The organism is Cohaesibacter sp. ES.047 (assembly GCF_900215505.1).
Taxonomy (GTDB): Bacteria; Pseudomonadota; Alphaproteobacteria; order Rhizobiales; family Cohaesibacteraceae; genus Cohaesibacter.
In genome coordinates, this window is record NZ_LT907844.1 from 4,484,322 (window position 1) to 4,505,069 (window position 20,748).

19 protein-coding genes are annotated in these 20,748 nt (G+C 56.2%); 11 read left to right on the plus strand and 8 right to left on the minus strand.

Annotated features, from left to right (window positions below; translation table 11 throughout):
• The first annotated feature begins 357 nt into the window (after positions 1-357).
• Complete coding sequence (rnd, locus tag CPH65_RS20510; protein ID WP_096175563.1) at positions 358-1,590, plus strand: ribonuclease D; 1,233 nt, start codon at positions 358-360, stop codon at positions 1,588-1,590.
• 8 nt (positions 1,591-1,598) lie between these two features.
• Here the strand turns inward: rnd and CPH65_RS20515 are convergent, their stop codons facing one another.
• The 6 genes from CPH65_RS20515 to CPH65_RS20540 form a co-directional block, all read right to left on the minus strand.
• Complete coding sequence (locus CPH65_RS20515; protein ID WP_096175564.1) at positions 1,599-2,291, minus strand: hypothetical protein; 693 nt, start codon at positions 2,289-2,291, stop codon at positions 1,599-1,601.
• 95 nt (positions 2,292-2,386) lie between these two features.
• Positions 2,387-3,952 (minus strand): Ppx/GppA family phosphatase, encoded by a 1,566-nt coding sequence (locus tag CPH65_RS20520; RefSeq protein WP_096175565.1) that lies wholly within the window; start codon positions 3,950-3,952, stop codon positions 2,387-2,389.
• Positions 3,912-6,092 carry an RNA degradosome polyphosphate kinase gene (locus tag CPH65_RS20525; RefSeq protein ID WP_096176544.1) on the minus strand — a complete coding sequence of 727 codons (2,181 nt, stop codon included), beginning with the start codon at positions 6,090-6,092 and terminating at the stop codon, positions 3,912-3,914. Before CPH65_RS20525 ends, CPH65_RS20520 begins: the two co-directional genes overlap by 41 nt.
• 565 nt (positions 6,093-6,657) lie before the next feature.
• Entirely contained in the window at positions 6,658-7,323 is a 666-nt protein-coding gene (locus tag CPH65_RS20530; protein WP_096175566.1) for a hypothetical protein, read from the minus strand.
• Positions 7,324-7,371: 48 nt separating this feature from the next.
• Complete coding sequence (locus CPH65_RS20535) at positions 7,372-8,481, minus strand: AI-2E family transporter (protein WP_172891558.1); 1,110 nt, start codon at positions 8,479-8,481, stop codon at positions 7,372-7,374.
• Positions 8,482-8,560: 79 nt separating this feature from the next.
• On the minus strand, positions 8,561-9,154 hold the full coding sequence (locus CPH65_RS20540) for a CDP-alcohol phosphatidyltransferase family protein (RefSeq protein WP_096175567.1): 594 nt from the start codon (positions 9,152-9,154) through the stop codon (positions 8,561-8,563).
• Between CPH65_RS20540 and CPH65_RS24035 the strand changes: the two genes are divergently transcribed.
• From CPH65_RS24035 to CPH65_RS20585, 9 genes are all read left to right on the plus strand, one after another.
• Positions 9,138-9,428 (plus strand): hypothetical protein, encoded by a 291-nt coding sequence (locus CPH65_RS24035; protein WP_157747835.1) that lies wholly within the window; start codon positions 9,138-9,140, stop codon positions 9,426-9,428. The genes CPH65_RS20540 and CPH65_RS24035 overlap by 17 nt on opposite strands.
• A gap of 26 nt (positions 9,429-9,454) precedes the next feature.
• A complete protein-coding gene (gene purM, locus CPH65_RS20550; RefSeq protein ID WP_096175569.1) occupies positions 9,455-10,546 on the plus strand; it encodes a phosphoribosylformylglycinamidine cyclo-ligase in 1,092 nt (363 codons plus the stop codon).
• A gap of 4 nt (positions 10,547-10,550) precedes the next feature.
• Entirely contained in the window at positions 10,551-11,207 is a 657-nt protein-coding gene (gene purN / locus CPH65_RS20555; protein ID WP_096175570.1) for a phosphoribosylglycinamide formyltransferase, read from the plus strand.
• A gap of 45 nt (positions 11,208-11,252) precedes the next feature.
• Positions 11,253-12,107, plus strand: a complete 855-nt coding sequence (locus CPH65_RS20560) for a hypothetical protein (protein WP_096175571.1) — start codon at positions 11,253-11,255, stop codon at positions 12,105-12,107.
• 38 nt (positions 12,108-12,145) lie between these two features.
• Positions 12,146-13,156: a hypothetical protein gene (locus tag CPH65_RS20565; protein ID WP_096175572.1), complete on the plus strand. Its 1,011-nt coding sequence runs from the start codon at positions 12,146-12,148 to the stop codon at positions 13,154-13,156.
• Between the two features lie 61 nt (positions 13,157-13,217).
• Complete coding sequence (locus CPH65_RS20570; protein ID WP_096175573.1) at positions 13,218-14,174, plus strand: UDP-glucuronic acid decarboxylase family protein; 957 nt, start codon at positions 13,218-13,220, stop codon at positions 14,172-14,174.
• A gap of 130 nt (positions 14,175-14,304) precedes the next feature.
• On the plus strand, positions 14,305-15,165 hold the full coding sequence (locus tag CPH65_RS24745) for a class I SAM-dependent methyltransferase (RefSeq protein ID WP_096175574.1): 861 nt from the start codon (positions 14,305-14,307) through the stop codon (positions 15,163-15,165).
• The gene (locus CPH65_RS20580; RefSeq protein ID WP_244574668.1) at positions 15,053-16,219 is read left to right on the plus strand and encodes an IS256 family transposase; all 1,167 of its coding nucleotides are present in this window, start codon (positions 15,053-15,055) and stop codon (positions 16,217-16,219) included. The genes CPH65_RS24745 and CPH65_RS20580 overlap by 113 nt, the downstream gene beginning before the upstream one ends.
• A gap of 294 nt (positions 16,220-16,513) precedes the next feature.
• The gene (locus CPH65_RS20585) at positions 16,514-17,134 is read left to right on the plus strand and encodes a LysE family translocator (protein ID WP_096175576.1); all 621 of its coding nucleotides are present in this window, start codon (positions 16,514-16,516) and stop codon (positions 17,132-17,134) included.
• Between the two features lie 116 nt (positions 17,135-17,250).
• Here the strand turns inward: CPH65_RS20585 and ndk are convergent, their stop codons facing one another.
• Positions 17,251-17,673 (minus strand): nucleoside-diphosphate kinase, encoded by a 423-nt coding sequence (gene ndk / locus CPH65_RS20590; RefSeq protein WP_096175577.1) that lies wholly within the window; start codon positions 17,671-17,673, stop codon positions 17,251-17,253.
• 206 nt (positions 17,674-17,879) lie between these two features.
• Positions 17,880-18,566: a glutathione S-transferase family protein gene (locus CPH65_RS20595; RefSeq protein WP_096175578.1), complete on the minus strand. Its 687-nt coding sequence runs from the start codon at positions 18,564-18,566 to the stop codon at positions 17,880-17,882.
• A gap of 262 nt (positions 18,567-18,828) precedes the next feature.
• On the opposite strand from CPH65_RS20595, the gene abc-f reads away from it, so the two are divergent.
• Positions 18,829-20,709, plus strand: a complete 1,881-nt coding sequence (gene abc-f / locus CPH65_RS20600) for a ribosomal protection-like ABC-F family protein (RefSeq protein ID WP_096175579.1) — start codon at positions 18,829-18,831, stop codon at positions 20,707-20,709.
• The last annotated feature ends 39 nt before the right edge of the window (positions 20,710-20,748 follow it).

Consider the following 20,748-nt stretch of genomic DNA (forward strand, 5'->3'; position numbering starts at 1 on the left):
AAATTTCGAACCGACAGATCGGCTTGCTCTTAATAGAGCGCCATCTCGTCGTTTTCAACGAAAAACGGGCGCAAAAGCGCCATGGCGCCCGCCCATTGAACAGTCTGCGCGGACCCTGCTATTTGCCTCACAAGGTGTCAAGCCAATCGGCACCAAAGTTGCCACTTTTCCCGGCTTATGCCCAACTCGGCCCCAAGGGATGAACACAAACCAGCCATTTAGAGGCTTGCATAGACGGTCATAATTCGGGATGGTCAGGTTTCTGGCTGGGTGTTCGAGGGAAATCCCCATTTGCACTGAAATAGACAGAAAGAGTGCGCGACAAGCCCGGAATTGTTCTATATAAGCGAATTAGCAATGAAAACAATCACGACAACTGCCGAATTGGCAGACGCTTGCACCAGTTTCGCCAAGCATCCGTATGTAACAGTCGATACGGAATTTTTGCGCGAAACCACCTATTGGCCAAAGCTGTGCCTGATCCAAATGGCAGGGCCTGACCTTGCCGTTCTGATTGACCCCCTTTCCGACAGTCTTGATCTTGCGCCATTCTTCGAATTGATGGCGGATGAATCTGTTGTGAAGGTGTTCCACGCCGGTCGACAGGACATCGAAATTATCTATCATCTGGGCAGGCTCATCCCCGCCCCGATCTTTGACAGTCAGGTCGCCGCAATGGTGTGCGGCTTTGGGGATTCCATATCCTACGACCAGCTCGTGCATCGGCTGACCGGTCATCACATCGACAAATCCCATCGCTACACGGATTGGTCCCGCCGACCGCTGACCGAAAAACAGCTCAACTATGCCCTCGCGGATGTCACGCACCTGCGAGACGTCTATCATGCGCTGAGGGCCAATCTCGACGAGCAGCAACGCACCTCCTGGGTGCAAGAGGAAATGGAAATCCTCACCTCGAAGGAAACCTATCACACCGAACCGGTGAACGCCTGGAAGCGCATGAAACTGCGAATCCGCAAACCACGTGAGTTTGCTGCGCTCAAGCGCCTCGCAGGATGGCGCGAATCCGAAGCGCAGAGCCGTGACGTGCCGCGCAACCGCATCATGAAGGACGAGGCAATCTTCGAGCTGGCCGTACAACTGCCGCAATCACCCGAGGCCCTGTCTGCCCTCCGCTCGATTTCAAAAGGCTACGAACGCTCAAAGGCTGGTCTCGATATTCTGGCCATGACGCGCGAGGTTGCAGCCCTGCCCAACGAGGAGCTGCCGGACGTTCCGAAAGGCAAGTCCCAGCCGGAAGGCTCTGGCGCGGCTGTTGACCTGATGAAGGTGCTGCTCAAGCTGACAGCGGAGCGCCATGGCGTTGCTGCCAAAGTGATTGCAACGGTGGATGATCTGGAAAAGATCGCCTGCAGCAATGAGGCAGATGTCGCGGCTCTCAAGGGCTGGCGCCGGGAATTGTTCGGTCAATATGCCCTGAAGGTGAAAACCGGCGAAATGGCCCTGCGTCTGGAAGGCAAGAAAGTCGGTGTTATCGACTGCGAGCCACCGGAACTGCCCGTTGCCAAAGCATCCGCCAAACGCAACCGAAAATCCAAGAAACAGGGCGCGCCGGCTGAACAGAGCTGACGCGGTCCCTAACGTTCGTCCGAAAAATCGCCCAGAGTGTCGAGATCGGGGTCTTCCTCGAACTCGATCCGCTCCGCGCCCGTGAGCTTCTCATAGGGCAGATGATGGAATCTGTCGACCAAAGCCTCCCACATCTCGCTCAATAGGCGGACCGACACGTCGGGATCTTTCAGAACCGCGCGAATTTCGAGCAGTCTGTCTTCGTCGATCTTGTTGTAACACAGCGCCATCTCGGCTGGTTGCGCTGCTTCAATCCGCGTCACTTCTACCCAGCCCGCACGATTTTCGCCCACCCCGAGCACGCTCTTGGCCATGACATAATCCTGAGCTGGCGGGAATATATCTGCTGCGACCTCTCCCAGAGTGACATCTTGCCAGCTTGGCCAGACCTGCCGGACGAAAGCGTCGCCCATTTCTTCAGAATCAATTTGGCACCAGCCGATATCAGCCTCGCCATCGGCCACAAGATCATCCTCATAGGTAACCCGAACCTCAACCAGATAGCGATAGTTCAAGATGTCGATCTTGCCGTCGACGACAGACGCCGGATCACTGGCGACATAGAGGATATATTCACCGTAAGGTTCCCGGCCATGGTAGCAATCTATCGCTGATGCGGCGTCGCCCTGCCCCGCACTTCCATGCACGGCCCGACCGTGTACAACGGTCCAGTTTTCTTCTGTCGATCTTGTGTCAGTCATACAGTCTCTTGTTTCCAGCCTTCCAATGATTTTGGCGGCACGCGCCGGTCCTTGGCTGTTTCTCGCGTTTCCGTCCGCGCGGCGCAAACAGCCAATCATCCCTCACCGCTCTCGACGCGGCTGTCATATCCCATCAGCCTGACAAAACTGGAGAAACGACGCTCAAGCTTATCGTGCCGCAGCAGGTCCAGTTCAGGAGGAATATGCAATGTTGCAACATCATCTTCCAGCGTGACGGAAAGGCGTGGCAAGATGCCGGGCAATTCCCCCACGGCCACATGCGCAAGACGCAGAGCGGCGCCCGTTGTTCGCGCCAGCGACCGCAAATGCAGGCTGCTTACATCCCACATTCTAAGACTCATATTCGAGCCCGACAGCCCTTCGTGGCGGAAGTAATTCGACATCGCAAGATAGGCCCGCCCCGGATGGTCGATACCGATAAAGGAACCATGTGCGATGATATTGAGGCTTTGCGTACCGCGATAGTCTGGATGGGCACGCCAGCCGATATCAGCAAGCAGACAGGCAGCACGCCTGAGCTTGCGCTCATAGGCGCTTTCTTCGATAGCAAGAGCTTCGAACACCCCATCAAGCCAGTCGGCAAGCTCATGGGCATAGAAGGGAGATCGCGACCGCAAAACACACAGCTCCTCACTGGCGACAAGAAGCGGATCCTGCGCCTGCACGTCCTCGGGCAGCTGTTCGAACAGATGACCTTCGCGGACACCGAGTGAGGAAATCACCACACGTTTTGGCTTACCGCGTTTCAAGACCTCATGTAGAACCGCCGCACCATAGGGCAGCAGATTGCGCCGTGCCTTGGAAACAGCACCAATACCGGAAAAATCCTCGATATCATCACGCATGCACTGGCGGCAGAATTCCATCGCTTCTTCAGCATCAATCGAATAGTGATGCATCACCTTGAGCGGATATCCGACCGACGCCATATGCAGTTTGCCCAGCGCTCGCCATGTGCCACCTATGGCATAGAAGGTCTTGCCCTCCAGCTTGTCGAGTGGCTTTGATTCGGAAAGTTCGGTCTTGGCAATTTTCTGGGCCTGCTTAAGGGAACCGCCCGAGGTATCCTGAATGCGCAATCCGCCCAGCGGATAGGTGGAGCCTTTTCCAAGCTCGGCACCCTTGACCGTAATCATCTCCAGACTGCCACCCCCGAGATCGCCAACGACCCCGTCAGGATCGCGAATGGCGGAGACAACCCCCATTGCCGATTTTTGGGCTTCTTCCTCACCGCTGAGCACCAGAGGAACCACCCCGCAGATCGCTTCGACCTCGGCCATGAAATCCGCACCGTTGCTGGCGTCACGCGCGGCCGCGGTCGCCAGCACATACAAAGTCCCGACATCCGCATGATCAATCATGAAACGGAACCGCTTCAGGGCTTTCAGTGCGCAGGCAACGGACTTTTCATTCAGCTTGCCGGTTCCGGCAACCCCTTTGCCAAGGCCACAAAGCTGTTTTTCATTATACATCGGGATCGGGGCCCGCGACGCGCGCTCATACATGACGAGACGCACCGAGTTGGACCCGATATCAATGACAGCGACAGGGGCAGATCCCGAGATCCGGCCCTGGTTCCTGAATTTGTCGAGCTCGAATTTATCGCTCGATTCGGTCTGTGAATGCTCTTGGAGCGTCATCTTTTAGTGAATCACCTCGACCCGAAAGACTGGGGTTGGTCATGAAGAAGCTATGGGCGTTAAACGGCTCCTCACCCTCGGCGGCCTGAATCCGGCGGGAAGACCCGTCGGGCAGAATGTCCCAACTTTGCTGATTATCCATGATGTTGGCAACCATGATCTGGTCCAGAATCTGGGCGTGCACAGTCGGGTTTTTGATCGGCGCATAAATTTCACAACGGCGATCAAGATTGCGTGGCATCAGGTCTGCAGATCCGATCAGCACGACGGCATCAGTGTTCGGCAGTTCCTTGCCATTGCCAAAACACATGATGCGCGAATGCTCTAGAAAGCGCCCGATGATAGATTTGACGCGAATATTGTCTGACAGGCCGGGCAAATGCGGACGCAGGCAGCAAATGCCGCGAATCACCAGATCGATTTTCACACCGGCCTGACTGGCGCGATAGAGCGCATCAATCAACACTGGATCGACCAGCGAGTTTGCCTTGGCCCAGATCCGCCCGGGCCGCCCTTCGCGCACATGTTCGATTTCCTTGTCGATATACTCAAGGATGGTCGACCGCATCGTGTAGGGCGAGACAAGAAGACTGTTGAGGTGATCCGGTTTGGCGTAACCGGTGATAAAATTGAACACCCGCGCCACGTCGCGCCCGATTACCTCGTCGGCGGTAAAGAAGCTGAGATCGGTGTAGATCTTGGCGGTAATCGGGTGATAGTTGCCGGTCCCGATATGGCAATAGGTGACGAGCTTGCCATCTTCACGGCGCACCACCATGGACAGTTTGGCATGGGTCTTCAGCTCGATAAAGCCGAACACCACCTGCACCCCTGCGCGCTCCAGATCACGGGCCCAGCCGATGTTGGCCTCTTCGTCAAAACGGGCCTTGAGTTCCACCAGCGCCGTCACCGATTTGCCTGCCTCGGCAGCTTCGCAAAGTGCGCGCACGATGGGAGATTTCTTGGACGTGCGATAGAGAGTCTGCTTGATCGCGATAACACTGGGATCGCGGGCCGCCTGTGTCAGATACTGCGCCACCACATCAAAACTCTCGTAAGGATGGTGGATCACCAGATCCTTTTCCCTGATGGCGGCGAAACAGTCGCCGCTATGCTCACGGATCCGTTCAGGGAAGCGGGCCTTGTAGCGCTCGAACTTCAATTCGGGCCGGTCGATATCGACAAGCTGTGAAAGGTCGTTGAGCGCCAGCGGACCGTCGATAACGACGATCTCGTCATCCTCGATATGCACCGCTTCAGCAACGAACTCGCGCAAGGACTGGCCGGTGCTCGATTCAATTTCAAGGCGAATGATAGACCCGCGGCGGCGGCGTTTGAGCGCCGTCTCGAAGTGCCGCACCAGATCTTCCGCTTCTTCCTCGATCTCAATATCGGAATCGCGAAGCACCCGGAATGCGCCCAGATCGGCAATTTCGTATCCCGGAAAGATGCGATCGAGAAACAATGACACAACCTGCTCAAGTCGAATGCCGCGATAGGTACTCTCCTGCCCTTCTGCTGCAGGAAGCTCAACGAAGCGATCAAGCGTGTGCGGCATGCGCACGAGGGCCGCCATGTCTTCACGCCCTTCCTGACCCTTGAGATGCAGCACGAGCGAGAAGCTGAGATTGGGAATGAAGGGGAACGGATGTGCAGGATCACAAGCGAGCGGTGTCAGCACCGGGAAGATGCTTTCAAGGAACACCTGTTCCAGATAGGCCCTGTCAGTATCAGTTAGATTCTCACCTTCGATCAGGTAGATCTGCTCATCTTCCAACGCACGCCTCAAGCCTCGGTAAATCCCCAACTGACGATTGACCAGATCATTCACTGTGGTGTTGATCTTGACCAACTGCTGGCCAGGATCAAGGCCGTCCGCACTGACGCTGCCAACCCCTTCGCGTTTCTGGCCCTTGAGGCCAGCCACGCGCACCATGAAGAATTCATTCAAGTTGCTCGCCGAGATCGACAGGAAACGCAGTTTTTCAAGCAGCGGATGATTGGGGTTCTCGGCTTCTTCCAGAACGCGCTCATTGAACCCGAGCCAAGACAGCTCGCGGTTGACAAACCGCCCCGGACTGCGCATCAGCGCCTCGATTTCCTCATCGGTCGGCAACAAGTCGTCCGCCTGCTCATCCATGGCACCCTGATCGCCCTGATGCGGGTCATCATGAGGCTGATGATCTGGTGCGTTTTGATCCGGAGAGTGGTTTTCGAAATTATCTGACATTGAGAAGTGCCCGCCGCTTTGTTGACCCGTAAATGGTTCCGGCGCGATGTCTTGCCGGTCCGGTTGGGTTTTACCGTCCAATCCCCGTGCTTGCTGAAGCGCCACTGACGCTTGCGCACCGGGGCGCGAAATCCAGTTCGGACCGCAAGGCAAAGCCCCTCGGCCCTCGACGCCCATCAAGAACCCAAACCTGTCGCGAATCAGAAACCATAAGCCGCACATGACACGCTGAGGCCTCCAAACATTGCACCAAGGGTTCCCGGCATCAAAGATCAGCCATTACACGGACACCATAGCATTCATATGACGGATCCCACAATTCACCTCACTCATATCAGAGTTTCCGTCCAATGGGCAGATAGTTGGACAAAGCAAAGACAAATCAACACCTTTGGCTCATCGCCCGTCTCTGATATTCACAAGCAGGCATCGAAGCATTCTGGAATTTCGCGCTTTGCAAAACGCCACGACGCCCCTAGAGGAGCCCTTCGTCGAGTTCCTTCATCACGCTTGCAACAAACGGACGCGTGATCGTGCGCCGTCGTGCAAGCGCTTCCCGATCAACAGCCTCGACAACCCGAAGCGCCGCCGCAATCGAACGCTCCATGCGCAAAACGATATACTCGATGACACTTGGATCAGGATCGAGCTGACGATCGGCAAAAAGCTTGACCAGCACCGAACGCAACAGCTCGTCATCGGGCTCGTAGATTTCAAGCGGCGTTGTCAGGCGCAAGCGCGACATCAGATCAGGGAGCGCCACACCCCACCCATCCGGCCAGTTTCGGGCGGTGATCAGCACATAGGCGCGCGCCTCCCGGGCCGCGTTGAGCAAATGAAACAAAGCGACGTCATCCCGCTCCCATCCATCTGCATCTTCCAGCACCACGGCACCACAATCCACCAGTGCAGTCGGATCGCTGCGGTTGAGTTCTTCAAGCGTGATGACCCGGGCATTGCTCTTTGCCGCCCAGATGCGGGCGAGGTGTGATTTCCCTGCTCCGACCGGACCAGCCAGAAGCAGCCACAGCGATGGCCAATCCGGCCAAAGGTCAATCATGTCAAGCGCAGCTGCATTGGATGGCCCGCGCAGAAAATCTTCGCGCCCCATTGCCGTCTCGTGCGGCAGCTTCAGTGGCATTTGCTCGCCCAACTTAGTGACTTCCAATTCTGTCTTGCGCAACGCGCATCATCCCTCGGCCTGTGTGTCATGAGACGGCGCGGCATTCAACCCGTCACCTTGCCCGCGATACATCGAAGAGTGCATATATTTGTCAAGAATATAGCGGATTATAACACCGATCGCAGCAGCTGTCGGCACCGCGATCAGCATTCCGACAAAGCCGAACAGCGAGCCGAAGGCCAAAAGCGCAAACATCAGCCAGACTGGATGCAACCCCACCCGCTCTCCGACCAGCCGGGGCTGGAGGAAATTGCCCTCAAGAAACTGACCAACGGCAAAGATGGCCAGCGTAATCCCGATGGGAACCGGATCAGGCCAGTACTGCACGATAGCAACCCCCAGCGAGACCACCAAGCCAAGCGTCGCACCGGCATAGGGAATAAAACTGATGATGCCAGCACCCAGACCGATCAGCAGGCCGAAATTGAGGCCCAGAATGGACAAAGCAACAGCGTAGAAGATCCCCAGAATCAGCCCGACAATGATCTGTCCACGCACGAAGCCAGATACGCTGCGGTTGATCTCGTTGGCAAGGTGCCGGATCGTGTCGACATGATCACGCGGCAACCAGTGATCGACGGTCTCGACCATCCGGTCCCAGTCGTGAAGCATGTAAAAGGCGACAACGGGCGTGATGACGATGAGGGCCAGCATGTCAATCAGGGCCTGACCGCCATTCCAGATCGACTGGATCAGCTTACCAATCCAGGACGCCCCCTGCCCGACGAGGTCCTTCACGTTGTTCTGCAAGCTCGAAGCATCAAAATCGGACAGGAAGGACGGCATATACTTTGAGCTCGTCTTGATCAGCAAGTCCTGCAAGGACGCGATATAGCCGGGCAAATTATCCGCAAAGTCTGTCATCTGTTGCGCCAGCGTCGGCACGATCATCACCATCATCAGAACAAAAAACAGAACGAACAGCAGCAGAACCGACACCGTTGCCCAGATTCGGTTCATACCAAGCCGTTGAAAGAAGTCCGCAACCGGGTCAAGCATGTAGGCAAGCGCCATGCCTGCGACAAAGGGGAGAAGAATGCCGCGAAATAGATAGAGGCACAGGATAACCACAGCGAGAGTGATCATCCATATCGTGAATTGCTTCTCAATTGACATTCACTCTCTCCTGATCATGGGGCGGGTTCGCCTGCCCCGGTTTCTATACCAGCTTCAGATTGAACGCAAAGCGGTGTTTTCAGTTCCTCGACCCATGATTGTCGTCCCTGTCCTTGCCCTCGGCTTCGGTGCCGGCCTGATCCAAAGGGGCCATATGCCCGATCCACTCCACCAGATAGGACACCGCAGACAGTATGGTCAGTCCGACCACCAGATAACCGAGCATAACCGGAAGCTCGCCCAAACGAACATCAAATCCCAGCAAGGCCATGACGGTGGCAGCATAAAGGATCTGGAACATGGTGTTGGCCTTGGAAATCAGAAGCGGTTTCATGGTCACCGGCTTATCGAGCATCCATGACAGCACAACCCCCCCGACGATCAGAATGTCCCTGCTGACCGCAGCAATCACGATGAAGGCGGGGATCACCTTGAGAAGACCGAGGGTGAGAAAGATACTCACAAGCAGGGCCTTATCGGCAATCGGGTCCAGATGAGCACCAAGCTCGGACTGCGAATTGAATTTGCGCGCAAGAATCCCGTCAACACCGTCGGAAATACCGGCGATGAGAAAGACCCAGAAGGCACTGGCAAATCGACCATCCACCAGAAGCCAGATCACAACTGGCACCAGAAACAAACGACCGATCGTAATAATGTTTGGCAAGGTCACAGAATTTTATGCCCCTTCTCGTGGCAAAGTACAATCAGGCAAACAGCCTGTTGCAGATTTGACTGAAACCAAAAACATGTGTCACCGCTTCAGCGTTCCAGCTTTTCATCTCTGCGACAAGACAATTCAAGCCCAACTTGAGCATCACACAGACTCTTTCCAAGCCTTTGCGCCGCAAACCGACAACCAATATGAGCTTTTTGCCAGAACGCCAGTCATAGGGGCTTGCATTTGCCGCAAATTTCGTGTGTTTCAGGAAAAACTCCAAGCATAACGATCAAGAACTATCACGGATTCGACATGACCGATCAGCCCAATGACAACAAGGCCCCTGTTTCGAACCATCTCACCTATGCAGACGCAGGCGTGGACATCGATGCGGGCAACGCGCTGGTCAACGCCATCAAGCCGATTGTCAAATCCACGACTCGCCCGGGTTCGGACACCGATATCGGCGGCTTTGGCGGCCTGTTTGATTTGAAGGGGGCCGGTTTCAAGGATCCGGTGCTCGTGGCCGCAAACGATGGTGTCGGCACCAAGCTCAAGATCGCCATCGAGACCGGCAAGCATGACACGGTGGGCATTGATCTGGTTGCCATGTGCGTCAACGATCTTGTTGTACAGGGCGCAGAGCCGCTGTTCTTCCTTGATTATTTTGCCACTGGCAAACTCGAGGTCGAGGACGCCACGAACGTGGTTGCCGGCATCGCCGAAGGGTGTCGTCAGGCCAATTGCGCATTGATCGGTGGCGAAACCGCCGAAATGCCGGGCATGTATGCCGAAAAAGATTATGATCTCGCGGGCTTCGCGGTTGGCGCTGCCGAGCGGGGCACCCTGCTGCCAACGGGCGTGAGCGAAGGCGATGTGCTTATTGGCTTGGCCTCGTCTGGTGTGCATTCCAACGGCTTTTCTCTTGTTCGGCGCATTCTGGAAGCCAACGACCTTGGCTTTGCCGATCCTGCTCCGTTTGCCGAGGGCAAGACCATCGGCGAAGCACTGCTTGAACCGACCCGCATCTATGTTCGCCCGATCCTTGCGGCCATCCGTGAAACCGGGGCGATCAAGGCTCTTGCCCACATCACCGGCGGCGGCTTCCCCGAAAACATCCCCCGCGTCCTGCCTGATGAGCTCGCAGCGCACCTTGATCTTGCGGCAATCACGCCGCCCGCTGTCTTTGGCTGGCTGCAAAAGCTGGGCGGTGTCGCGAACCCTGAAATGCTCCGCACCTTCAACTGCGGCATCGGCATGATCCTTGTGGCCGAAGACGACAAAGTCGACGATCTGATGGCTGTCCTCTCGTCTGCCGGGGAAACGCCGATGCGTCTCGGCTCACTCAAAGCCCGGGATGGCGATGCCGTCATCTATGACAGCATGATCAACTTCGGAGTCTGAGACCATGAGCGGAAGGAAGAAACGCACCGCCATTCTGATCTCTGGCCGCGGCAGCAACATGACCGCCATTCTCAAGGCCGCCCGCGACCCTGACTATCCTGCCGAAATCGCGCTGGTTCTGGCCAACAACGCCGACGCAAAAGGCCTTGCAACGGCTGCCAATGAGGGCATCAAGACAGCCCATGTCGATCACCGCCCCTTCAAGGGTGACCGCGAAGCCTTTGACGCGGAAATCCAGAAGGTGCTGGAAGCCAACGACATCGAGCTTGTCGTGCTGGCCGGCTTCATGCGAATCCTGACCGCAAGCTTCGTTGAACGCTGGACCGACAGGATGCTGAACATCCATCCCTCTCTGCTGCCCTCCTTCAAGGGCTTGCACACCTACGAACGCGCCATCGAGGCCGGCTGCCGCCTGTCCGGGTGCACGGTCCATTTCGTCCGCGCCGACATGGATTCGGGCCCGATCATCTGTCAGGCAGCGGTCCCCGTGATTGATGGCGACGACGCCGACAGCCTGTCCGCCCGCATTCTGGTTGCCGAACATCAGATCTATCCGCAAGCCCTTGCTCTGGTTGCTGGCGACCGGGTTACCGTTGACGGTATGCGCGTCACGATTCGCCATGACGAACCGGTTGATGGTAGCGTCCAACTTGTCAATTGACGCTGGCTCGCAGCCGATGACAAGGACACACAGGAACCTCGGATCATGCAAAAAAGGCTCGACAAGGAAATCGTGATTGCGGGACTGGCGCGCGATTGCGCCCACTCCCTGCCCGGCCTTCTCGCTCAGCTCGAAGCGCTGGCGGACCGCTTTGAAAAAAGTCATTTCATTTTCCTTGAGAACGACTCGCTGGACGATACCAAGGCGGTTCTCAGTGCCTTTGCTGCCTGTCACGACAACGCAACCATCGAGTTTCACGACCGGATCGGGCGCAAGCACCCCAAACGGACAGACCGACTGGCCCAATTGCGCAATCGCATCATCGAGATCGCCACCGACAAGACCACAAACCTTGATGATGCCTATCTGTTGCTGCTTGATATGGACGGTGCCAACTCCACCATCGACAAGGACCGCATCACGGGCTACGTCGAAGGTGACGACGGCAGCTGGGCTGGCCTGTTTGCCAATCAGAAGACCGATTATTGCGATCTCTGGGCCCTGCGCCACCCTGAACTGTGCCCCTATGACATCTGGAAAAAGGTGCGCAACCGACCTGCTGACATGGACAAGCGCGAGGCGATTGACACCTACATCACCGCCATACGCTTCACCCTGCCCGAAGACCGCGGCCTGATCGAAGTGGAAAGCGCATTCGGCGGCCTGGGGCTTTATCGCCTCTCCGCCCTTGAGGGATGTCGCTACATCGGGCTTGATGCAGATGGCAACGAGATCTGCGAGCATGTCGCCTTCAACCACCAAATCGGCGAGAAGCGCGGCAAGCTCTATATCGACAGCGGACTGATCAATGCGCTTGGCACCGAAGCCCATGCGCCAGCCAAAACGAAATGGCAAAAGAAGCGCGACAAATTCAGGCTTTTCCTCAAGCGCTTCTTCTAAGCAGACCCTGAACCGCCCGAACTGAGAGGACAAATGGCATGAGCAAGGACATCACTGATGAAGATCAGTGCCGATTTGTTTCCAGCCGCGGCATTCTCAAGTCTACCAAGACCCATGTCGCCGAGCCGAAATCCTCAATGCGCAAGATCCCGTGGGAATTTGCCAAACGGCTGAACAGTCGCGCCGAGGTAATCTATCTCACACCCGAAATGCTGCCAACTTTCGCAAAATATCACCTTTGGCGCATCAGAACGCCATTCACACTCGTCACGGGCGATTCCGATTGGGGTGTTAACGAGCGAGATTTGACACCAGCGCTTTTGAACAAGCTGCTGAACAATCGCTACCTCGACCACTGGTTCGCGCAAAATCTGGATCACCAGCATGCCAAGCTGACGGCCATTCCCATCGGACTGGATTACCACACCCTATCCCATGCCGACGGCAAAACCACCGGCCACGACTGGGGAAACCGCGTTGCCCCCCTTAGGCAGGAACAGGAAATCTGTCAAATCCACGCAGCCGCGGGGCCAATCGATCAGAAAAAAACTCAGGCTTTTTCCAACTGGCATTTCGCTGCGGACCGTGGTGATAGACAACAATGTCTGTCTGAATTCCCGGCAGAAACAGCCTTTTACCAAAGCACCTTCCTGACCCGGCGAGAAAGCTGGCAGCTCAATGCATCCTTTGCCTTTACAATCAGTCCGCTGGGCAATGGCCTCGATTGCCATCGCACCTGGGAGGCTCTGCTTTTGGGGTCCATACCGGTGGTGAAATCCTCACCGCTTGACTCGCTCTACCAGGACTTGCCGGTTGTTATCCTCGATGAATGGTCCGACTTTACCACCGAGCGCATGCATTATGAGCTGGAAAGGGCGAGCCATAACACATATGACTTCTCAAGGCTCCATCTCTCCTATTGGCTGGATGTCATCGCAAAAAGACAGCCAGCTGTTGCAGAGCGCATGACCATCGACGCATTCAGGCAACAGACCGCCGCCTATGGTCGAGAGCTGGAAAAGAAGCATGGTTCTGAGCAAAGCGCATGACCGGCACCGATCAACCAATTATCAATCAAACGCCCAATTACCCGCTCCGAGAGACAAAACGATGATTGCAAATTACCATAGCAGAAACCGAATTCTTGTGACGGGCGGAGCAGGTTTCCTCGGCTCGCATCTGTGCGATCGCCTCATCAAGGAAGGGGCAGACGTCATATGCGCCGACAATTTCTTTACCGGCAGCAAGGACAACGTCAAGCATCTGTTCAACAATCCGAACTTCGAGCTTTTGCGCCATGACGTGACATTTCCGCTCTATGTCGAAGTAGACGAGATTTACAATCTCGCCTGCCCGGCGAGCCCGATCCACTATCAATATGACCCTGTGCAAACCACCAAGACCTCGGTGCACGGCGCCATCAACATGCTCGGACTTGCCAAGCGCGTTGGTGCGCGTATCTTTCAGGCCTCGACCAGTGAGGTCTATGGAGACCCGGAGGTTCACCCTCAGAATGAAAGCTATTGGGGCCGGGTCAATCCGATCGGCATCCGATCCTGTTATGACGAGAGCAAGCGCTGCGCTGAAACGCTCTTTTTCGACTATCACCGCCAGCACGCGCTCGAAATCAAGGTTGCCCGCATCTTCAACACCTATGGCCCACGTATGAGTGCCAATGACGGGCGCGTCGTCAGCAACTTCATTATGCAGGCACTGAAAGGCGAACCCATCACGATCTACGGAGATGGTAGCCAGACGCGCTCATTCTGCTATGTCGATGACCTCATCGATGCCTTTGTCCGGATCATGAAAACGGACGACAGCTTTACAGGCCCTGTGAACATCGGCAATCCGACAGAGTTCACCATGCTCGAGTTGGCCGAAAACATCCTCGAACTGGTCGACAGCACGTCCGGCATTTCTTTCCACCCCTTGCCGCAAGACGACCCCAGACAGAGAAAGCCCGACATCGGCTTGGCCAAACAGGTGCTTGAGTGGGAACCAAAAGTGCCGTTGCGGGAGGGATTGAAGGAAACAATCGACTATTTCCGCAGCACCCTGAAATAAACAGGAAACGGTGGGAAACCATCTAGAAAAGCGCGATATGTCCGTTCCAACACAACTTCTTGTTCTAGGATGGCCGAACGGGTATCAAATATTGCCCTGAAGCTTTCCCGAACAGCCATCGGAGTCTGCCATGTTCGACTATGCCCGCGATTTTCTGAGATTTCTGGTCTCCCCCCCAAAGGAGCAGGCCAAGGCGCTCGCTGTCATCAAGCGCATGCGCTTGGGCAGGCACTATCTCGGCAAATGCGGCTACTGGCGCTCTCTGCTCACCGGACGCAGTATCGATCAGGATGGCAATCCGATTCCTTGGATGAACTATGCGATGGTTGGCTTCCTCAAGGAGCGACTGTCGAGCAACATGACCATGTTCGAATATGGCTCGGGCTATTCCAGCCTGTTCTTTGCCAGCTATTGCCGCTCTGTCCTCTCGCTGGAACATAACAGGGACTTCTACGAGCTGTTCCATGGTCAGGCCCGTGCCAACAACGACATTCGCCTTGTTGGCGACAGCATCGAGGACTATTGCGGCTTCATCAAAGAGGGCGACACGCTCTATGATGTCATCGTGATTGACGGTCTGCACCGCAATGAATGCGCCAAACAATGCCTCGACAATCTTACCCCCAACGGCGTGATCCTGTTTGACGATATCAACGAATATGCCTGGGATGAGGGGATCAGGCACCTCAAGGAAATCGGCTTCAAGCAATTGACCATGGGCGGATTGAAGCCACAATCCTATGCCGGTGCCAGCACCTCTGTCGGGACTATGGAGAATTTTGTGCCCTGGCGTGGTAACTCTAATATGAGGAGACCCACGTATGAGCATCGACAAAGCCCTTTTGGATCATCTGATGGAAGGCCGCAAAGCGGGCGATCTGTTCGGAGAGGACGGGATTCTGCAAGAACTGACCAAGGCGCTGGCCGAACGAGCCCTGAGCGCCGAACTGGACGAGCATCTGACCGAAGAACGCGCCGATGCGCCGCCTGAAGGCGCGAACCAGGCGCCAAATCGTCGCAATGGCCGCAGCCAGAAGACGGTGACCACCGACAGCGGGAAGGTCATTCTCGACATTCCCCGTGACCGCAACGGCAGCTTTGATCCTCTGCTGATCGCCAAGTATCAGCGCCGCTTTCCCGAGTTCGACACCAAGATCATCAGCATGTACGCGCGCGGGATGACGACCCGCGAGATCCAGGGGCATATCGAGGATATCTATGGTATAGAGGCGTCCCCGAGCCTGATTTCGGCGATCACCGATTCCGTGATGGAGGAAGTGACCGCCTGGCAGAACCGCCCGCTGGAACCGTGTTATCCGATTGTGTTCATGGACGCGATCCGGGTCAAGATCCGCACCGACGGCGTGGTTCTGAACAAGGCGGTTTTTGTGGCCCTGGCTGTTCTCCCGGACGGCACCCGCGACGTTCTGGGGCTTTGGTTCCAGGCCAATGAGGGTGCCAAGTTCTGGGCTAAAGTTCTCAGCGATCTGCGCAACCGTGGCGTTCAGGACATTCTCATCGCCGTCGTGGACGGTCTGAAGGGCTTCCCCCAGGCCATCGAGGCAGCCTTTCCTCAGACCCAGGTCCAGACCTGTATCGTGCATCTGCTGCGCCATTCCATGAGCTTTGCCAGCTACAAGGATCGCAAGGCCGTCGCAGCGGCTCTTAAGGCTGTCTACACCGCTGTGGACGCAGCAGCCGCGGAGACTGCGCTGGCGGAGTTCGAAAACAGCGACCTTGCCGCCAAATACCCGGCAATCGCGCCGAGTTGGCGCCGGGCCTGGAACGAGGTGATCCCGTTCCTCGACTATCCGCCCCAGGTGCGCAGGCTGATCTACACCACGAACGCCATTGAAGCACTGAACTCGAAAATCCGCCGGGCCGTTCGCTCCCGCGGGCATTTCCCCAGTGACGAGGCAGCTGCGAAATTGATTTATCTCGCCCTGAATGCTACTTCTGTGGAATGGAAACGCTCCGTGCGCGAATGGCACTCAGTGAAAAGCCAGTTCGCAATAATGTTCGAAGATCGTTTCCAAATGGCGTAATCAAAGCGCCAGGGCACAAAATTCTCCATAGTCCCGGGGCGTATTTTTCCGTTCCATGCAGTCTGTCTATCGCAAAGACAATGTTTTCGAGCTTTAGGACGCTCGGAATACGCGCGAAGCGATACGAGGCCCCCACAGCGCAAGCACCTGCGCCGCGTAACCATTCGATGCGTTCTTGCTTGTGAAACCGTCTGGTTCGGTATAGAGAGGCAATCGAACCGACTGGACCTTGCGGTACCCAGTTGTTCAGCGGAACTTGCCACGCATCCACCCGAAAAAGAAACGCCCACTGACATGACCCTCGATACCTGGTTGCTGTTCGTCGCTCTATCGATCCTGCCTGCTTTCAGTCCCGGTCCCGGTCTGCTGTTCACCCTGTCCAACAGCTTGCGCTATGGCAGCCGCATCACCTTCTGGTCTGCATTGGGTAACACACTTGGCATGGTCATCATCGGTGCTGGCGTTACATTCGGACTGGGCGCTCTGATGGCTGCATCAAGCGTTGCCTTTCTGGCACTGAAGATCATTGGCGGTCTCTATCTGGTTTGGCTGGGCATCAAGACATGGCGGGACCGGTCCGAGCTCGAAGCGGATCTGAGCCTCGCCCTCCCCCCGAAACGCCGGAGCATCTTTCTCACAGCCCTCGGTGTCGCCATTACAAACCCCAAGGCAATTGCTGTTCAGCTGGCGATCATTCCCCCATTCCTGCATGAGCCATCGACCCTTTACCGCGATGGCCTCATCCTTGCCGTTACCTATGCCTTGGCCTGCCTTGTCAGCCACATCAGCGTCATGCTGTTGTCTGGCCGCTTAAGAGGCTTCTTTGCCAACGCTCTTCGCATGAAATATCTACGCCGCGGCATTGGCCTTACCTTCATCAGCTTTGGCGCAGCCCTCGCAGCGTCCTCCCGCTAGAAACAGGCGCGGCGGGGAGCAAGCCTCCCAGTCAGAAAATAGCCCATCAAAACAGAAAGGCCACCAGCGCAATGCTGATGGCCTTATTCATGGAAACGCGTCCGTTATGCAGCGTATCAGCCGACGATTTCGTCGTCTGTGAAGAAGAATTTGATTTCTTCTGCAGCGGTTTCAGGTGCATCGGAGCCGTGCACGGAATTCTCGCCCATGGACAGGGCAAATTCCTTGCGGATGGTCCCTTCGGCGGCTTCCGACGGGTTGGTGGCGCCCATCACTTCACGGTTCTTGGCAATGGCACTTTCGCCTTCCAGCACCTGCACGACAACCGGCTCGGAAATCATGAAGTCAACAAGCTCGCCAAAGAATGGGCGATCCTTGTGAACCGCATAAAAACCGGAGGCCTGTTCCTTGGTCATGTGGATGCGCTTGGAAGCGACGACGCGCAGACCTGCCTCTTCAAACTTGGCGATGATCTTGCCGGTGAGGTTCCGCTTTGTGGCATCCGGCTTGATGATTGAGAAGGTGCGTTCGATAGCCATCAGAATTCCCTGTTTACTTGGCGTTTTGGCGTGAGATTTCATCCTGTCCAAGACATAATGAAAATCAACGCGCCACGATTTACGCGTTCTATAGCGAGCTGCGCCCTACCCTGCAACCCCAATCTGCAAAAAGGACATGGCTGTTATGCGCTATACAAAGCCTTTTTGTCGCGACCGCTGAATTTTTGACCACCTTGAGAAAAAGGTCAGGCCTTGGCGGCACGCCCCAATCCGCCATGAAGATCGAGACAGCGCTCGAACCACATTGCAACCGGATCATCCCTATCAAGCAACTGGGCATCGGACATCAACCGTGGCCACTGCAAGGATCCAAACAGGCAATAGTCTGCATAGAGCGGCATGTCACCGCCAAGGAATGGTTGTTTGTAAAGGGTCGTGCGGAAGGGACCAAGGCTCTGCCGGAACGCCTCGATCCGCTCGGGCGTCTGCTCCTGAACCTCTTGCAGCGGCCGCCCGAACCGTGCTTCACGGCTCTCGCGGAAATAGGGCTGATCAGCGGGATCGAGTTTCTGATAGATGTCATGGATGATCATGCGTGCGATCTGCCCTTCAATGAAGCTGCCTGCCCAATAGTGAATGAAACGCGACAGCGCCTCGCCCGCTTCACCGCCAAACAGGGTCGGGCGGTTGTCGTAGGTCCGTTCGAGATAGAGCGCGATGGCAAAGGAATCCCGGACCACCATGTCCCCATCGGCAATCACAGGCACACTCTTTTGTCCTCCACCTTCGATCCGGGCAATGTCCGTAAAAAGGGTCGGCACGACCTCTACTTCCAGCCCCTTGTGCGCCAGCGCCATGCGTGTTGGCCAACAGGCGGGAGAAAACCGCACAGCCCGGTCTTTGGCGCACAGGTCATAAAGCTTGATAGTCATGAAGGCCTCCTCTTAGGCAAAGTGTCTGTACCCTTGTTGTCGTTGTTGATGCGGGCTTTTAAAAGGATGTGATCAACTCAGAAGATGCGGGGCGAGCATCCTGCAAGGGTTGATGAGGTATGGCCAGTCTTTTTCCAGCAACACTTGCTCCCTATCCCCATCGTCAAGCGAACGAACGTTTCACAGGCCGATTTTTTTAAACGGGCATCGCGGCGCCAATCCGATTGCCAAGCAGAGCGAAATAAGGCACAACGCCCCCATCATGCTGCATATTAATAATCTCACCTACCGTATTGCTGGCCGTGCCCTCTTCGAGGAAGCAACCCTTGTTGTGCCCGAAGGGGCCAAAATGGGCCTTGTTGGCCGCAATGGGACCGGCAAAACCACCCTGTTCAAGCTGCTTGTGGGCGACATCGCGCCTGAAAGCGGCACAGCGACCATCCGCAAGGGCGCGCGCGTCGGGCAGGTCGCACAGGAAGCCCCGGCCTCGGACGAAAGCCTGCTCGCATTTGTCTTGAAGGCCGATCTTGAACGAACAGCCCTTCTGGCCGAAGCGGAACTGGCCACCGATCCGGCCCGCATCTCTGAGATCCAGCTTCGGCTTACCGATATCCACGCCCATTCCGCCGAGGCTCGCGCCGCGACCATCCTGCATGGTCTGGGCTTTGATGCCGAGGCGCAGAGCCGCCCGACCAAGGATTTCTCGGGTGGCTGGCGCATGCGCGTCGCGCTGGCAGCGATCCTCTTTTCCGAGCCGGATCTGTTGCTGCTCGATGAGCCGACCAACTATCTCGATCTTGAGGGCACCTTGTGGCTGGAGAGCTATATCAGCCGCTATCCCTACACGGTGATGATGATCAGCCATGATCGCGACCTGCTCAACAAGGCTGTGGATCACATCGCCCATCTTGATCAGCTCAAACTGACCAGCTATCGCGGCGGCTATGACAATTTCGAGCGCACACGCCGCGAAAAGCTGGAGCTGCAACAAAAATTGCGATCCAAGCAGCTTGACCAGCGAAAGCATCTGGAAAGCTTCATCAACCGTTTCAAAGCCAAGGCCACCAAAGCCAAGCAAGCGCAGAGCCGCGTCAAGGCGCTTGAAAAAATGAAGCCAATTGCAGCGGTTGTAGAAGATCACATCAAGCCACTGTCCTTCCCCAATCCCGAAAAGATCATGGCCCCGCCGATCATTCGAATGGAGAAGGCGTCGGTGGGATACGAGCCCGGCAAACCGATTTTGCGCAATCTCGACCTACGCATCGATCCCGATGACCGGCTTGCCCTGCTCGGGGCCAACGGCAATGGCAAGTCGACCTTTGCCAAGCTGATCTCTGGTCGACTGGACATTGACGACGGCACGATTTTCCGAGCCGGCAGACTCAAGATCGCCTTCTTTGCTCAGCATCAGCTGGATGAATTGAAGCCGACCCAAAGCGCCTATGAGCATGTCCGCCCGCTGATGCCCGATGCTCCCGAATCCAAGGTCCGAGCCCGCGTCGCGCAAATGGGACTTGGCACCGAAAAGATGGACATCGCAGCACAGAAGCTCTCTGGCGGAGAGAAAGCGCGCCTTCTTTTGGGGTTGGCGGCCTTTGATGGCCCGCATCTTCTCATTCTTGATGAGCCAACCAACCATCTTGATATCGACAGCCGCGAAGCGCTGGTCCACGCCATCAACGAGTATCAGGGCGCAGTGGTGATCATCTCCCATGACAGACATCTGATCGAGGCTTGTGTCGATCAGCTCTGGCTCGTGCATGACGGCTCGTGCAAACCCTATGATGGTGATCTGGAAGACTATCGCCGCCTCCTTTTGTCCAGCAGCAACAGCCCGGACAGCATGCAAAAGGAAAAGAACGGTAGCGCCGAGACCAATCAAACTGCCGAAAAGCGACGATCCGCCGCTGAAAAGCGCAAGGAGCAGGCACCGCTGAGGCGCAAGATTCAGGCCGCCGAGCGCGACATGGACAAGATCCGCGACCGCATCGAAAAGATCGATGAAATGCTTGCCGACCCGGATCTCTATGCCAAATTCCCCGAAAAGGGTGCCAAACTCTCCAAGGACCGCTCTGACCTCTCAACACTCTTGGACAAGATCGAAGAAAAATGGCTGGAAATGTCCGAGGAAATTGAGGACTAGCGCCGAGCCATCAGCCCATAGCCACGCCAGCAAAGGAAG

Bases quoted from the DNA above. Each gene is read 5' to 3' on its own strand.
- CPH65_RS20530 (WP_096175566.1), bottom strand. From the start codon at position 7,323: ATGCCACTGAAGCTGCCGCACGAGACGGCAATGGGGCGCGAAGATTTT.
- CPH65_RS20560 (WP_096175571.1), top strand. From the start codon at position 11,253: ATGCAAAAAAGGCTCGACAAGGAAATCGTGATTGCGGGACTGGCGCGC.
- purM (WP_096175569.1), top strand. From the start codon at position 9,455: ATGACCGATCAGCCCAATGACAACAAGGCCCCTGTTTCGAACCATCTC.
- ndk (WP_096175577.1), bottom strand. From the start codon at position 17,673: ATGGCTATCGAACGCACCTTCTCAATCATCAAGCCGGATGCCACAAAG.
- rnd (WP_096175563.1), top strand. From the start codon at position 358: ATGAAAACAATCACGACAACTGCCGAATTGGCAGACGCTTGCACCAGT.
- CPH65_RS24745 (WP_096175574.1), top strand. From the start codon at position 14,305: ATGTTCGACTATGCCCGCGATTTTCTGAGATTTCTGGTCTCCCCCCCA.
- CPH65_RS20525 (WP_096176544.1), bottom strand. From the start codon at position 6,092: ATGGATGAGCAGGCGGACGACTTGTTGCCGACCGATGAGGAAATCGAG.
- CPH65_RS24035 (WP_157747835.1), top strand. From the start codon at position 9,138: ATGTTTGGCAAGGTCACAGAATTTTATGCCCCTTCTCGTGGCAAAGTA.
- CPH65_RS20570 (WP_096175573.1), top strand. From the start codon at position 13,218: ATGATTGCAAATTACCATAGCAGAAACCGAATTCTTGTGACGGGCGGA.
- purN (WP_096175570.1), top strand. From the start codon at position 10,551: ATGAGCGGAAGGAAGAAACGCACCGCCATTCTGATCTCTGGCCGCGGC.
- CPH65_RS20595 (WP_096175578.1), bottom strand. From the start codon at position 18,566: ATGACTATCAAGCTTTATGACCTGTGCGCCAAAGACCGGGCTGTGCGG.
- CPH65_RS20565 (WP_096175572.1), top strand. From the start codon at position 12,146: ATGAGCAAGGACATCACTGATGAAGATCAGTGCCGATTTGTTTCCAGC.
- CPH65_RS20535 (WP_172891558.1), bottom strand. From the start codon at position 8,481: ATGTCAATTGAGAAGCAATTCACGATATGGATGATCACTCTCGCTGTG.
- CPH65_RS20515 (WP_096175564.1), bottom strand. From the start codon at position 2,291: ATGACTGACACAAGATCGACAGAAGAAAACTGGACCGTTGTACACGGT.
- CPH65_RS20520 (WP_096175565.1), bottom strand. From the start codon at position 3,952: ATGACGCTCCAAGAGCATTCACAGACCGAATCGAGCGATAAATTCGAG.
- CPH65_RS20585 (WP_096175576.1), top strand. From the start codon at position 16,514: ATGACCCTCGATACCTGGTTGCTGTTCGTCGCTCTATCGATCCTGCCT.
- abc-f (WP_096175579.1), top strand. From the start codon at position 18,829: ATGCTGCATATTAATAATCTCACCTACCGTATTGCTGGCCGTGCCCTC.